The 13,904-nt window shown below is 59.7% G+C and carries 12 protein-coding genes; 2 read left to right on the plus strand and 10 right to left on the minus strand.

Features of this window, described 5'->3' with window-relative positions:
* Together C4J86_RS04635 and C4J86_RS04640 are read right to left on the minus strand one after the other, a co-directional pair.
* Positions 1 to 897 carry a glycine betaine ABC transporter substrate-binding protein gene (locus C4J86_RS04635; RefSeq protein ID WP_124369637.1) on the minus strand — a complete coding sequence of 299 codons (897 nt, stop codon included), beginning with the start codon at positions 895 to 897 and terminating at the stop codon, positions 1 to 3.
* Between the two features lie 20 nt (positions 898 to 917).
* The gene (locus C4J86_RS04640) at positions 918 to 1,634 is read right to left on the minus strand and encodes an ABC transporter permease (protein ID WP_124365807.1); all 717 of its coding nucleotides are present in this window, start codon (positions 1,632 to 1,634) and stop codon (positions 918 to 920) included.
* 332 nt (positions 1,635 to 1,966) lie between these two features.
* On the opposite strand from C4J86_RS04640, the gene C4J86_RS04645 reads away from it, so the two are divergent.
* On the plus strand, positions 1,967 to 3,550 hold the full coding sequence (locus tag C4J86_RS04645; protein WP_073524000.1) for a peptide chain release factor 3: 1,584 nt from the start codon (positions 1,967 to 1,969) through the stop codon (positions 3,548 to 3,550).
* A gap of 296 nt (positions 3,551 to 3,846) precedes the next feature.
* Complete coding sequence (locus C4J86_RS04650; protein ID WP_124369638.1) at positions 3,847 to 4,092, plus strand: hypothetical protein; 246 nt, start codon at positions 3,847 to 3,849, stop codon at positions 4,090 to 4,092.
* A gap of 95 nt (positions 4,093 to 4,187) precedes the next feature.
* Here C4J86_RS04650 and C4J86_RS04655 read toward each other — a convergent pair whose 3' ends face one another.
* The 8 genes from C4J86_RS04655 to C4J86_RS04690 form a co-directional block, all read right to left on the minus strand.
* Positions 4,188 to 4,547: a hypothetical protein gene (locus tag C4J86_RS04655; RefSeq protein ID WP_124369639.1), complete on the minus strand. Its 360-nt coding sequence runs from the start codon at positions 4,545 to 4,547 to the stop codon at positions 4,188 to 4,190.
* Between the two features lie 400 nt (positions 4,548 to 4,947).
* Entirely contained in the window at positions 4,948 to 5,919 is a 972-nt protein-coding gene (locus tag C4J86_RS04660; protein WP_124361269.1) for a peptide ABC transporter ATP-binding protein, read from the minus strand.
* Complete coding sequence (locus C4J86_RS04665; RefSeq protein ID WP_124361270.1) at positions 5,919 to 6,887, minus strand: ABC transporter ATP-binding protein; 969 nt, start codon at positions 6,885 to 6,887, stop codon at positions 5,919 to 5,921. The genes C4J86_RS04660 and C4J86_RS04665 overlap by 1 nt, the downstream gene beginning before the upstream one ends.
* A 10-nt stretch (positions 6,888 to 6,897) precedes the next feature.
* Positions 6,898 to 7,809: an ABC transporter permease subunit gene (locus C4J86_RS04670; protein WP_057724524.1), complete on the minus strand. Its 912-nt coding sequence runs from the start codon at positions 7,807 to 7,809 to the stop codon at positions 6,898 to 6,900.
* Between the two features lie 10 nt (positions 7,810 to 7,819).
* Positions 7,820 to 8,830, minus strand: a complete 1,011-nt coding sequence (locus tag C4J86_RS04675; RefSeq protein WP_124361271.1) for an ABC transporter permease subunit — start codon at positions 8,828 to 8,830, stop codon at positions 7,820 to 7,822.
* A gap of 76 nt (positions 8,831 to 8,906) precedes the next feature.
* Positions 8,907 to 10,505, minus strand: a complete 1,599-nt coding sequence (locus tag C4J86_RS04680; RefSeq protein WP_124365811.1) for an ABC transporter substrate-binding protein — start codon at positions 10,503 to 10,505, stop codon at positions 8,907 to 8,909.
* 80 nt (positions 10,506 to 10,585) lie between these two features.
* A complete protein-coding gene (locus C4J86_RS04685; RefSeq protein WP_124369640.1) occupies positions 10,586 to 11,980 on the minus strand; it encodes an OprD family outer membrane porin in 1,395 nt (464 codons plus the stop codon).
* A 171-nt stretch (positions 11,981 to 12,151) separates the two neighbouring features.
* Positions 12,152 to 13,756 carry an ABC transporter substrate-binding protein gene (locus C4J86_RS04690; protein ID WP_124369641.1) on the minus strand — a complete coding sequence of 535 codons (1,605 nt, stop codon included), beginning with the start codon at positions 13,754 to 13,756 and terminating at the stop codon, positions 12,152 to 12,154.
* Positions 13,757 to 13,904: the final 148 nt, after the last annotated feature.

Consider the following 13,904-nt stretch of genomic DNA (forward strand, 5'->3'; position numbering starts at 1 on the left):
TTATTGATTGATCGGGTGCTGGCGCAGGAAATCTGCGGCAACAGCGGACGGGCTTTCATGGTCGACGTCGACCCGCGCATTCAGCTGGCGCATGGTTGCGTCGTCGAACAGCGCGGCCAGTGGCTTGAGCTCGGCCGCCAGTTGCGGGTGCTGGTCGAGATATTCCTGGCGGATCACCGGGGCGGCGGTGTAGTCCGGGAAGTAGTGCTTGTCGTCTTCGAGCAGCTTCAGTTTGAAGGCATTCAGGCGACCGTCGGTGGTGTAGACCAGGCCGGCAAACACCTGGCCATTGCGCAGCGCGGTGTAGACCAGCCCGGCGTCCATCTGCCGGGTGTTTTTGCGCGTGAGGTTCATGTCGTACAGCTTGACCATGCCGGCCAGGCCGTCGGAGCGGTTGGCGAACTCGGTGTCCAGGGCGACCAGGCGGTGTTCCCGGGTGTCTGCGGCCATGGCGTGGGTGAGGTCACTGATGCTGTTGATTTCGGGATGTTCCTTGGCGACTTTCTCCGGCAACGCCAGGGCGTAGGTGTTGCTGAAGCGCGACGGCGAGAGCCAGACCAGGCCTTTTTTTGCGTCGAGTTCCTTCACGCGAGCGTAGGACTGAGCGCTGTCGAGTTTCTCGTCGATGTGGTTGTACGCCACCAGCGACACGCCGGTGTATTCCCAGATCAGGTCCAGTTGCCCGCTTTCCTGGGCGCTGCGCGCCAGGTTACTGCCCAGGCCACCGGTCACGCGGGCGTCGTAGCCCTTGGTGCGCAGGTACTGGGAGGTGATTTCGGCGAGCAGGGTCTGTTCGGTGAACACCCGTGCGCCGATGCGGATTACCGGTTTTTCAGCGGCTTGCGCAAAACCTGCAAACAGCAGGACGCAGCTCAATATCAAGGTCAGTTTTTTCATGTGATTTCCTTTGCCAAGCCTTAAGACGGACGCAACCCGCGTTCCAGCCAGAGGCGGCTGGCCATGGTCACCAGGCCGTCGAGCAGCAATGCCAGCAGTGCGGTGCATGCGGCACCGAGCAGCAGTTGCGGCTGGTTGTTCAGGGCGATGCCGGGGAAGATCAGGCTGCCCAGGCTGTTGGCGCCGATCAGGAACGCCAGCGGTGCGGTGCCGACGTTGATCGCCAGGGCCACACGCACGCCACCGATGATGATCGGCACGGCGTTGGGCAACTCCACGCGAAACAGCACCTGGCGTGGCGTCATGCCGATACCGGTGGCGGCTTCTTTCAGCGAGCCTTGAACGTTTTTCAGGCCTTCGTACGTGTTGCGCACGATGGGCAGGAGGGAGGCGAGGAACAGCGCGAAAATGGCCGGGCCGCTGCCGATGCCGAGGACGCCGAGGGCGATGGCCAGTACGGCCAGGGGAGGGACGGTGTTGCCGATGTTGAAGATCTGCATGAAGCGTTCTGCACGCCCGACCATGTTCGGTCGACTGAGCAGGATGCCGGCGGGGAGGCCCACAATCAGGGCGGCCAGCATGGAAACTAAAACCAGAATCAGATGAGCTTGCAGGTAAAACAACAAATCGTCGCGGTACAGTTCGATCGTGTTGATGCCGATCCAGTGGACCAGCAGGGCCAGGAGCGCGACGACAACCGCACCTCCTATCAGCCCTTTGCCATAGCGAATAGCCACAGGCGGACTCCTTTTTTTCTTTTGTCGGCGAACACATTCTCCGGTGGCAATGCCATGGCTGGCTGCCTCTGAATGAGTTCGCGAAAAGCAGCTCGCCGATACTGGCAACGCAGTATGCGATCGAGCCATGAGCGCAGCCTCGTCAGGCTAACTTGCTGATTTTTCAGCCCCTGTTCCGAGTGCGATAGCAGGGGAGTGGACGTCTCTACCTTTTAAAAGGTTCCACACTTGGGAGCATTTAGCCACCCCCAATGGGCTCAACGGTGGTCTGTAACCCTGGGTTTGCGCTATACTCGCCGCCCTTTTTTGACTCACCTGCCAGGCGATTTCCCATGACCCACCAGGCCGCCGAAGTCGCGAAACGCCGCACTTTCGCTATTATTTCCCACCCCGATGCCGGTAAAACCACCATCACCGAAAAGCTCCTGCTGATGGGCAAGGCAATCGCGGTGGCCGGCACGGTGAAATCCCGCAAATCCGACCGCCATGCGACATCCGACTGGATGGAGATGGAGAAGCAACGGGGTATTTCCATTACCACGTCGGTCATGCAGTTCCCGTATCGCGACCACATGGTCAATCTGCTCGACACCCCAGGCCACGAAGACTTCTCCGAAGACACCTACCGCACCCTCACTGCGGTGGACTCGGCGCTGATGGTCCTCGACGGCGGTAAAGGCGTCGAGCCACGCACCATCGCGTTGATGGATGTGTGCCGTTTGCGCGACACGCCGATTGTCAGCTTCATCAACAAACTCGACCGCGATATTCGTGACCCCATCGAGCTGCTGGATGAAATCGAAGCCGTCCTGAAGATCAAGGCCGCGCCGATCACCTGGCCGATCGGTTGCTACCGCGACTTCAAGGGCGTGTACCACCTGGCCGACGACTACATCATTGTCTACACCGCCGGCCATGGTCATGAGCGCACCGATGTGAAAATCATCGAAAAGCTCGACTCCGACGAAGCCCGCGCCCACCTGGGCGACGAGTACGACCGCTTTGTCGACCAGCTCGAACTGGTACAGGGCGCCTGCCATGAGTTCAACCAGCAGGAATTCCTCGACGGTCAACTGACCCCGGTGTTCTTCGGTACTGCCTTGGGCAACTTCGGTGTCGACCACGTGCTCGACGCCGTCGTGAACTGGGCGCCAAAGCCCCTTGCCCGTGTCGCCAACGAGCGCACCGTGGAACCGGTGGAAGAAAAATTCACCGGCTTCGTGTTCAAGATCCAGGCGAACATGGACCCCAAGCACCGCGACCGCATCGCCTTCATGCGTATCTGCTCCGGCCGCTACGAAAAAGGCATGAAGATGCGCCACGTGCGCACCGGCAAGGACGTGCGCATCGGCGACGCCCTGACGTTCTTCTCCTCCGAGCGTGAACAACTCGAAGAAGCCTACGCCGGCGATATCATCGGCCTGCACAACCACGGCACCATCCAGATCGGCGACACCTTCACTGAAGGCGAAGCACTGGGCTTCACCGGCATCCCGCACTTCGCCCCGGAACTGTTCCGCCGCGTACGCCTGCGCGATCCGCTGAAATCCAAGCAACTGCGTCAAGGTTTGCAGCAACTCGCCGAAGAAGGCGCCACTCAGGTGTTCTTCCCCGAGCGCAGCAACGACATCATCCTCGGCGCCGTGGGTGTGCTGCAGTTCGACGTGGTCGCCAGCCGCCTGAAAGAGGAATACAAGGTCGAGTGCTCCTACGAGCCGATCACCGTGTACTCCGCGCGCTGGATCGATTGCAGCGATAAGAAGAAGTTGGAAGAGTTTTCCAACAAAGCGGTGGAAAACCTGGCGATCGACGGCGGTGGTCACCTGACTTACCTGGCGCCGACCCGGGTCAACCTGGCGCTGATGGAAGAGCGCTGGCCGGATGTGAAATTCCGGGCGACTCGCGAGCATCATTAAGGGCTGAGCGGTAAAGAACAGGGCGAAGCTGTGATGGCTTCGCCCTTTTTTATGCCTGCTGCAAAGCCAAAATATGGGAGGGGGCACACTGTAGGAGCGAGCTTGCTCGCGAAAAACGTCCAGGCAACGCGTTCATTCTGGATAAACGCGGGGGCCCTGAGTTCTTCGCGAGCAAGCTCGCTCCTACAGTATTGAGGGCTTGCCCCCTCCCGCATTTGGATCTTCATAACGCCATGAATTGGCGAGAACCCGGCTTCGGGTCTAGCGTTTACCCACCGACTGTAAAGGAGACTACCGTGCGAAATGCTCAACGTGTCATCCCTTTGGTGTTGCTGGCCATCCTGGGAGTGACGGCCCTTCCGGCGTTGGCCGACGCCGGGGCGCCCCAGTGGAAAGACACCGGCCCGGTCACCAAGAAAAAGCAGAACGAGGTCAACTCGGGCAGTTGGAAACCGCAGCCCCAGCCCACAGACGTCAGGGATCCGGAAAACCCCATCAATGAAGGGGAAGACAGTGTGACCTTCGACGACGGCGAAACCTGATGCCCCTGAGGGTGACCGCAATTCCTGATGAGGCATACAAAAGGGCGAAGCTGTCATGGCTTCGCCCTTTTTTGTATTTAGGAAATGACGGTTAGTTACGGGTGGTTTTGCCCCACTCGCAACAGTTTCAATGCCAGTTGGGTGCCCGCCTGGATGTATTCAACTTGTGCATACATCGCATCTTTTACATAGGCTTCCCCCAGGTCTGTAACTTCCTGCGATGCAGCATACTCTGCGCTCAGGTACAGCAAATGCATGGAGATATCCATCGAGTTCTGAAACGATTTAAGCGTGTTGTTTGGCCCTAATTCGTCAATGACCTTCTGCCAGCGAAGGTCGGCTTCGGCTTGGAGGGTCTTGTATTCGGCCATTGAAACCTCATCATCGGCATAGATGTCGTTAAGAAGGGTTTCCAAGGATTTGGAGATAGAGCATTTTTCGCGGATGACAGTCATGAGATAGCCCGTTTGTTAATGATGAGAGTCGGGCATTCTTAATCAGGCTTTATGGAATTAGAAGCGCATTATCTTTGTTTTTTAGTTGCTGTTACATATTTAAGAAGTTTTCTTTTTGGCTTGAAGTTAGAGCGTGGAAGTCGTGTGGGAAGTTTGTAATTGTTTGGGTGGAAACTACCGCGACGATTCGGACGAAGGCGACAGCCAGACATAGGCCGTGCGCAAAAAGAAGCCCCTCCCGCCCGGCTGATGCGCAACCTGGCGGGAAGGGCTGTAGAACTCAGACTTTGATCGTTCCCACGCTCCGCGTGGGAATGCATCCCTGACGCTCCGCGTCACCTCAACGGCGGAACGCGGAGCGTCCTAGGCGCCATTCCCACGCGGAGCGTGGGAATGATCGTCAGGCCACGAATTGCTCCGCATAGTGGCAAGCCACCTGGCGATTATCCAACGGCCGCAACAGCGGCTCCTCGGTGCTGCAGCGTGCCGTCGCGTACGGGCAGCGCTTGTGAAAGGCGCAACCTGACGGCGGGTTCAGCGGGTTGGGTAGCTCGCCGACGATCTTGATCTTGGGCTTGTTCGGGTCCGGGTGGATGGTCGGCGTGGCCGACAGCAGCGCCTGGGTGTACGGGTGCAAGGGGCGGGCGTAGATGTCTTCCTTGGGCCCCACTTCCACCGGGCGGCCGAGGTACATCACCATCACGTCATCGGCAACGTGCTGCACCACCGCGAGGTTGTGGGAGATGAACACGTAGGCCGTGTTGAATTCCTGCTGCAGGTCCATGAACAGGTTGAGCACCTGGGCCTGGATCGACACGTCCAGTGCCGAGGTCGGTTCATCCGCCACCAGTACTTTTGGTTGCAGCATCATCGCCCGGGCCAGGGCGATCCGCTGGCGCTGGCCACCGGAGAACATGTGCGGGTAGCGCTGATAATGCTCAGGGCGCAGGCCCACTTGCTTCATCATCGCCTGCACTTTTTCGCGGCGTTCGGCGGCGGACAGGTTGGTGTTGATCAGCAGCGGCTCGCCGAGCTGATCACCGACTTTCTGCCGTGGGTTCAACGAGGCATACGGGCTCTGGAACACCATCTGTACGTCTTTGCGCAACTGCTTGCGCTGGGCCTTGTCGGCACCGGCCACTTCCTGGCCGGCGATTTTAAGGGAGCCGGATGATGGCTCTTCGATCAGCGTGAGGGCGCGGGCCAGGGTGGACTTGCCGCAACCCGACTCGCCCACGACGGCGAGGGTCTTGCCGGCTTCCAGTTCGAAAGACACGCCATTGAGGGCACGCACCGTAGCGTGGCCCTTGAACAGGCCACGGGACACTTCGTAGTGACGGGTCAGGTCGCGGGCGGTAAGAACGACGGCCATTACGCCACCTCCTGGTTCAAGGGGTAGAAGCAGCGCGCAAGGCTGTTGGTTTTCGGGTCAAGCGCAGGGCGCTCGGTACGGCAGTTCTCACGCACATACGGGCAGCGCGGCGACAGCAGGCAACCTTGCGGGCGGTCGTAACGGCCGGGCACGATACCCGGCAGCGTGGCCAGGCGTGTGGCGCCCAGGCTGTGCTCGGGGATCGCCTTGAGCAGCGCTTCGCTGTAAGGGTGCGCTGGAATGTCGAACAGTTGCGGGACCTGGCCGACTTCAACGGCCTGGCCGGCATACATCACGCACACGCGCTGGGCGGTTTCAGCCACCACCGCGAGGTCGTGAGTGATCAGCACCAGGCCCATGTTCTGCTCTTTTTGCAGGGCCAGCAGCAGGTCCATGATCTGCGCTTGAATGGTGACGTCCAACGCGGTGGTCGGTTCGTCGGCGATCAGCAGTTTCGGCTCGCCGGCAATCGCCATGGCGATTGCCACGCGCTGGCTCATACCGCCGGACAGCTGGTGCGGGTAGGCATCCATACGGCTGGAGGCGCCAGGGATCTCCACTTTTTCCAACAGTTCGATGGCCCGCTTGCGCGCTTGCTTGCCGGACATTTTCAGGTGCAGGCGCAGCACTTCTTCAATCTGGAAACCCACGGTATAGCTGGGGTTCAGCGCGGTCATCGGGTCCTGGAACACCATCGCCAGGTCTTTGCCGACGATCTGGCGACGCTGGCGGTTGCTCAGCTTGAGCATGTCCTTGCCGTCGAAGTTCAGGGCGTCGGCGGTGACGATGCCGGGATGCTCGATCAGGCCCATCAGCGCCATCATGGTCACGGATTTACCCGAGCCCGACTCGCCAACGATGGCCAGGACTTCGCCTTTGTCGACGGTAATGTCGAGGCCATCGACCACTGGCACGGCGGTCTCGTCGCCGAAGCGAACGTTGAGATTCTTGATTTCTAACAGTGACATGGGAATCTCCTCAGGCGGCGTTCTTGAGTTTCGGGTCCAGCGCGTCGCGCAGGCCGTCACCCATCAAGTTGATTGCCAGCACGCTGAGCAAAATGGTCAAGCCCGGCAAGCTCACGACCCACCAGGCGCGTTCGATATAGTCGCGGGCCGATGCCAGCATGGTGCCCCACTCCGGCGTTGGCGGTTGTACGCCAAGGCCGAGGAAGCCCAGGGCGGCGGCATCGAGGATCGCCGACGAGAAACTCAAGGTGGCCTGCACGATCAGCGGCGCCATGCAGTTGGGCAGCACGGTGATAAACATCAGGCGGGGCAGGCCGGCACCGGCCAGGCGCGCGGCGGTCACGTAGTCGCGGTTCAGTTCGCCCATCACTGCGGCGCGGGTCAGACGCACGTAGGACGGCAGCGACACAATGGCGATGGCGATCACGGTGTTGATCAGGCCAGGGCCGAGGATGGCGACAATCGCCACGGCCAGCAGCAGCGACGGCAGGGCCAGCATGATGTCCATCAAGCGCATGATGGTCGGGCCCAGCAGGCGCGGGAAGAACCCGGCGAACAGGCCGAGCAGGATGCCCGGGATCAGCGACATCACCACGGAGGACAAGCCGATCAACAGCGACAGGCGCGAACCCTGGATCAGGCGCGAGAGCAAATCCCGGCCCAGTTCATCGGTGCCCAGCAGGAACTGGATCTGCCCGCCTTCCAGCCATGATGGCGGGGTGAGCAGGAAGTCGCGGTATTGCTCGCTCGGGTTATGCGGTGCAACCCAAGGGGCGAAGATCGCGCAGAACACGATCAGCAACATGAACAGCAGGCCGGCAACTGCGCCTTTGTTCTTGGAGAAGGCTTGCCAGAATTCTTTGTACGGAGACGGGTACAGCAGGCTCTGATCGACTGCTGACACTGGAGTAGAGGTAGTCATGGTCATGATCTCAGCGCTGGTGACGGATGCGTGGGTTGGCGAAGCCGTAGAGGATGTCCACCACGAAGTTCACCAGGATCACCAGGCAGGCGATCAACAGAATGCCGTTTTGCACCACCGGGTAGTCCCGCGCGCCAATGGCTTCGATCAGCCATTTGCCGATGCCGGGCCACGAGAAGATGGTTTCGGTCAGTACCGCACCGGCCAGCAACGTGCCGACTTGCAGGCCGACCACGGTCAATACCGGGATCAGCGCATTGCGCAGGCCGTGCACGAACACCACGCGCGCCGGCGACAGGCCCTTGGCCTTGGCGGTACGGATGTAGTCTTCGCGCAGCACTTCGAGCATCGACGAGCGGGTCATCCGCGCAATCACCGCCAGCGGGATGGTGCCCAGCACGATGGCCGGCAGGATCAGGTGGTGCAGTGCGTCCCAGAACGCGTCCGGCTCGTCGGCCAGCAGGGTGTCGATGAGCATGAAGCCGGTGCGCGGCTCGATGTCGTAGAGCAGGTCGATACGCCCGGAAACCGGGGTCCAGCCCAGGCTCACCGAGAAGAACATGATCAGGATCAGGCCCCACCAGAAGATCGGCATCGAATATCCCGCCAGGGAGATGCCCATCACCCCATGGTCGAACAGGGATCCTCGTTTCAAGGCCGCGATCACCCCGGCCAACAGGCCCAGGATACCGGCGAACAACAGGGCGGCGATGGACAGTTCCAGGGTCGCCGGAAAGAGTGCGGTGAACTCGGTCCACACGCTGGTGCGGGTACGCAGCGATTCGCCAAGGTCGCCCTGGGCGAGCTTGCCGACGTAATCCAGGTATTGCGCATACAACGGCTTGTTAAGGCCAAGGCGCTCCATTGCCTGGGCATGCATTTCGGGGTCAACCCGCCGCTCGCCCATCATGACTTCTACGGGGTCGCCTGGAATCATGCGAATCAACGCAAAGGTCAGCAACGTGATGCCGAAGAACGTGGGGATCAATAACCCCAGTCGGCGGGCAATAAAACTAAACATCTTGGTGTGTACCTCAATCAGCCGGTTAGGCAGGTTCGGCGCCGTCAGGGTCGACGGCGCCGAGCGTTTTTCTTATTTACTTCACCTGGGTGGTGGCGAAGTTATTCGTCCCCAGAGGGCTTTGGGTGAAGCCTTCTACGTTCTTGCGCATGGCGGTGAACAGTTTCGGATAAGCCATGGGAAGCCATGGTTGGTCCTTGTCGAAAACGTCCTGGGCTTGTTCATAGAGTGCGGCGCGCTGGGCGGGTTCAGCGGTGGCGCGCGCTTTGTCGATCAAGTCTTGGAACTCTTTGTTACACCAGCGCGCGTAGTTTTCGCCGTTTTTCGCTGCATCGCAACTCAGGTTTGGCGTAAGGAAGTTGTCAGGGTCGCCGTTATCACCGACCCAGCCAGCCGATACCATGTCGTGCTCGCCGTTTTTAGCGCGCTTGAGCATCTCACCCCATTCCATGACTTTGATATTTACCTTCAGGCCAATCTGCGCCAGATCCGCCTGCATGCGCTGGGCGCCGAGCATCGGGTTGGGGTTGGTCGGGCCGCCGCCGTTACGCGTGAACAGGGTGAATTCGGTGCCTTCCGGCACGCCGGCTTCCTTGAGCAGGGCGCGGGCCTTGTCCAGATCGCGAGGCGGGTTCTTTAGTTTGTCGCTGAAACCCAGCAAGGTCGGCGGATAAGGGCCGGTGCCTACCACCGCATTGCCTTTGCCGAACAGGGCTTCGGTATAGCCGGCCTTGTCGAACGCGATGTTGATCGCGTGACGCACCCGCGCATCGCTCATGTATTTGTGGGTCGTGTTCAACGCGGTGTAACTGGTGGTCATCGCCGCCAGTTCATCGACTTTCAGGTTTGGGTCTTTCTTGATGCTTGGAATGTCATCCGGCTTGGGGAACAGCGCGATCTGGCATTCATTGGCCTTGAGCTTCTGCAGGCGCACGTTGTTATCGGTGCTGATCGCCAGGATCAGCGGGTCGACTGCCGGTTTGCCACGGAAGTAGTCGGGGTTGGCCTTGAAGCGCGCCTGGGCGTCTTTCTGATACCGGGTGAAGATGAACGGGCCAGTGCCGATGGGCTTTGCGTTGAGGTCTTCGGTCTTGCCGGATTTGAGCAACTGGTCGGCGTATTCCTTCGAATGGATTGAAGAGAATGCCATGCCCAGGTCGGCCAGGAAGGGTGCTTCAGGACGCGTCAGGGTAAAGACAACGGTGTAGTCGTCGGTCTTCTCTACGCTCTTGAGCAGTTCCTTGAAGCCCATGCTTTCGAAATACGGGTAGCCCACGAGGGACTTTTTATGCCAAGGGTGATTCGGGTCCAGCTGACGCTGGAAACTCCAAAGCACGTCGTCGGCGTTCAGGTTGCGCGTGGGTTTGAAATAGTCGGTGGTGTGGAACTTGATGTCGTCACGCAGGTGAAAGGTGTAGGTCAGGCCATCGGCGCTGATCTCGGGCAGGTCTTTGGCCAGCGCGGGAACGACTTCGGTGGTGCCAGGCTTGAAGTCCACCAGGCGGTTGAACATGGTTTCCGCAGCGGCGTCGGCGGTCACGGCGGTGGTGTACAGGACCGGGTCAAAACCTTCCGGGCTGGCTTCGGTGCAGACCACCAGCGGTTTGGCCGAAACGCCGATCGCCACGCTCAGCAGCGCAGCGGCCATGGCAGCTTGTAACGGGAGCATTTTCATTCAGAGCCCTCTGCAATCGATGGAGCCAGAAACGCGTAGGCGGCGGGCTCGTCCTGAGCCCGCCGCCTGCCTGGCGCTAATTAAAGAATGTTGAACGGAATGGTGGTGACCAGACGGAACTCTTTGATGCTGCCGTCGGACTGGAACTCGCTGCCACGGTGCTCAACATAGGTTGCGCGCACGGTAGTGGCTTTGAGTGGGCCGCTTTGCAGGGCATAAGAAGCGCCTACACCGTATTCCTGGTGCTTCTCGCCGTCCTGGGACTGGATACCGTCGTAGGCGAACTTGGCCCGGCCGTTGTTGCCGGTGTAGTGGGTGCCGTCGATGTCCCAGCCGCGCGCCGAGTAGGCGTTGAACTTCAGGCCTGGCACGCCGTATTCGGCCATGTTGATGGCGTAGGCGATCTGGAAGGACTTCTCGTTCGGGCCGTTGAAGTCCGAGGTCAGGGAGTTGGCCAGGTAGATGCCGTTGGTTTCGTGCAGGTAGTCGAAGTACTCGTTACCGTTCACTTGCTGGTAAGCGAAGGTCAGGCTGTGTGCCTGGTGAGTCAGGCCCAGGGACAGGGAGAAGGTATCGTTGTCGATTTCCCCCATCTCTTTTTTGCCTTCATCGACAGTCTTGTAGTAGTTGAAACCGGTGGTCAGGCCCAGTTGCTTGGCGTCGCCCAATTCGTGGGTAGCACCGAAGTAGTACTGGTTCCAGAAGTCCTTCACGTTGGCGGCGAAGAAGCTGGTCTTCAGGCTTTTCAACGGCTGGTAGTTCACACCCAGGGTGGAGACTTTATCGGTTTCTGCGCCATTGCCGTATTCGCTGCGGAATTTCGACAGGCTCTGTTCGCTACGCGGTGACACGCGATCGAAGACACCGCCCTGGAACGACAGGTTGCTGAACTCTTCGCTGTTGAAGCTCACACCCTGGAAGCTGGAAGGCAGCGCACGGTTACCGATGGTATCGACGATGCCGCTGCTGAAGTTCTGGCGACCGGCGGTCAAGGTGGTGTTGGACACACGGAACTGCACGTTGGCCAGGCCCAGTTTGCTCCACTGATCTACAGCGTCGCCGTTGGAGTCGGCCAGGGTGCGGTTGGAGCCGCCTTTGATGTCACGCTTGCTGCGGTCCAGCACCAGCGCGTTGTACACCGCCACTTCAGTCTTGACGCCTACGGTGCCCTGGGTGAAACCCGAGCTGGCGTTGAGGATGGTGCCCTGTACCCAGTTGGTACGGTTACGGTCGGTCAGGGTTTGGCCATGCTTCTGGTAGGCGAAGGTGCCCCCACGGTATTTGCTTTCATGGGAGTACCAGTTACGCGTGGTACCGCCCAGGCTGAAATCTTCGATAAAGCCTTTGGCTTCGCTTTGCGCGCTGGTGCCGGCCAGGGTGGTAGGAACGAAGTCCTGGCTCTGCGTTTCAGCGTAGGCGGTGGCCGTGATACTGCTGATGGCCAAGGCCAGAAGCGCTTTGCTGCTCAGTTTCATGGGTGAAGCTCCTTTGGTTCTCTTTTTTATGCCGGTCTTTTTAGGTGAACCGGCTATTGGGTGTGTAACTCGTTCAAACTATTGCAAACGTTTGGCGTAGGAAAAATCCCAACAAAAGGCTGCACGTTTGCCGAAGGGCCGCTTGGCCCTTCGCCATCCGGTTATTTTTTCTTATGGGGTGATACTGACGCCCGAGAACACGTTGCGGCCGAAGGGGCTCACCTTGAAGCCTTCGACTTTGGCGCTCAACGGCTGGTTGACCGTCGAGTGGGCGATTGGCGTGATCGGCACCTGCTGCTTGAGCAGTTGCTGCGCCTGTTTGTACAGAACAGTCCTTTGTTCGCGGTCGGTCACGACCTTGGCTTGCTTGACCAGCTTGTCGTACGCCGGGTCACACCACATGGAGTAGTTGTTCCCGCCGATGGCGTCGCAGCTGTAGAGAGTGCCCAGCCAGTTGTCCGGGTCACCGTTGTCACCGGTCCAGCCGATCAGGCTGACATCGTGCTCACCGTTCTTGGTGCGCTTGATGTATTCGCCCCACTCATAGCTGACGATCTTCACTTTCAGGCCGATCTTGGCCCAATCGTTCTGCAGCATTTCCGCCATCAGCTTGGCGTTGGGGTTGTACGGCCGTTGCACCGGCATCGCCCACAGGGTGATCTCAGTGCCTTCCTTCACGCCGGCGGCCTTGAGCAGTTCCTTGGCTTTTTCCGGGTTGTAGGCGGCGTCCTTGATGCTGTCGTCGTAAGACCACTGGGTCGGCGGCATGGCGTTGACCGCCAGTTGCCCGGCGCCCTGGTACACCGCATTGAGGATGCTCTGCTTGTTCACCGCCATGTCCAGCGCCTGGCGCACTTCGAGCTGGTCGAAGGGCTTGTGGCGCACGTTGTAGGCGATGTAGCCAAGGTTGAAGCCGGGCTTGGTCAGCAGTTGCAGGTTCGGGTCGGCCTTGAGCGCGTCGACGTCAGCGGGACGCGGGTGCAGGGTGACCTGGCATTCGCCGGCCTTGAGCTTCTGCACGCGCACCGAGGCGTCGGTATTGATGGCGAAGATCAACTGGTCGAGCTTGACCTTGCTGGGGTCCCAATACTGTTTGTTGGCCACATAGCGAATCTGCGAGTCTTTCTGATAACGCTGGAACACGAACGGGCCAGTGCCGATGGGCTTCTGGTTGATATCGCTGGGTTTGCCTTCCTTGAGCAATTGCTCGGCATACTCGGCCGAGAGGATTGCGGCGAAGCTCATGGCGATGTTTTGCACGAACGCGGCATCCACCGTATTCAGGGTGATCACCACGGTGTGCGGGTCGGTTTTTTCAACCTTGGCAATGTTCTTGTTCAGGCTCATGCCGTTGAAGTACGGAAACTCGGTAGGGTAGGCCTTGCGGAACGGGTGGTCAGGGTCAAGCATGCGGTTGAACGTGAACAGCACGTCGTCGGCGTTGAAGTCGCGCGTCGGCTTGAACTCCTTGTTGCTGTGGAACTTCACCCCTTCGCGCAGATGAAAGGTGTAGGTCAGCCCGTCTTCGGAAATATCCCACTTGGTTGCCAGCCCAGGCACTACGTCAGTCGCGCCTTTTTCGAACTCGACAAGGCGGTTGTATAACGGCTCAGCGGCATCGTTGTCGGTGGCGGTGGTGTATTGCGCCGTGTCAAAGCCCGCCGGGCTGCCCTCGGAGCAGAACACCAGGCTCTTCTTTTCGGCGGCCTGAGCCGTGGTGGCCACAGCCAGCAGGCTGGCGGCAAACATTGCGGATAGAACGGTGGTATGGCGCATGACGATTCCAATCCTTGTGTGTAGTTATCAACAGCGAGCAATCCCTCAGGCCTGTAGCCAAGGGGACATCACTGGTCCCACATGCGGTAAGTGCCTTTCCCGAATTGGTACCTCTGTAGTCCTACGACGTTATGGGTCGCGGACTTCA

Origin of the sequence: Pseudomonas sp. R2-7-07 (genome assembly GCF_003852355.1) — a bacterium.
In the GTDB taxonomy this organism is placed as follows: domain Bacteria; phylum Pseudomonadota; class Gammaproteobacteria; order Pseudomonadales; family Pseudomonadaceae; genus Aquipseudomonas.

What these genes read in the sequence shown, in the direction of transcription:
- C4J86_RS04690 (WP_124369641.1), bottom strand. Translation starts at nt 13,756, where the DNA reads ATGCGCCATACCACCGTTCTATCCGCAATGTTTGCCGCCAGCCTGCTG.
- C4J86_RS04665 (WP_124361270.1), bottom strand. Translation starts at nt 6,887, where the DNA reads ATGTCACTGTTAGAAATCAAGAATCTCAACGTTCGCTTCGGCGACGAG.
- C4J86_RS04660 (WP_124361269.1), bottom strand. Translation starts at nt 5,919, where the DNA reads ATGGCCGTCGTTCTTACCGCCCGCGACCTGACCCGTCACTACGAAGTG.
- C4J86_RS04635 (WP_124369637.1), bottom strand. Translation starts at nt 897, where the DNA reads ATGAAAAAACTGACCTTGATATTGAGCTGCGTCCTGCTGTTTGCAGGT.
- C4J86_RS04675 (WP_124361271.1), bottom strand. Translation starts at nt 8,830, where the DNA reads ATGTTTAGTTTTATTGCCCGCCGACTGGGGTTATTGATCCCCACGTTC.
- C4J86_RS04685 (WP_124369640.1), bottom strand. Translation starts at nt 11,980, where the DNA reads ATGAAACTGAGCAGCAAAGCGCTTCTGGCCTTGGCCATCAGCAGTATC.
- C4J86_RS04680 (WP_124365811.1), bottom strand. Translation starts at nt 10,505, where the DNA reads ATGAAAATGCTCCCGTTACAAGCTGCCATGGCCGCTGCGCTGCTGAGC.
- C4J86_RS04670 (WP_057724524.1), bottom strand. Translation starts at nt 7,809, where the DNA reads ATGACTACCTCTACTCCAGTGTCAGCAGTCGATCAGAGCCTGCTGTAC.
- C4J86_RS04645 (WP_073524000.1), top strand. Translation starts at nt 1,967, where the DNA reads ATGACCCACCAGGCCGCCGAAGTCGCGAAACGCCGCACTTTCGCTATT.
- C4J86_RS04655 (WP_124369639.1), bottom strand. Translation starts at nt 4,547, where the DNA reads ATGACTGTCATCCGCGAAAAATGCTCTATCTCCAAATCCTTGGAAACC.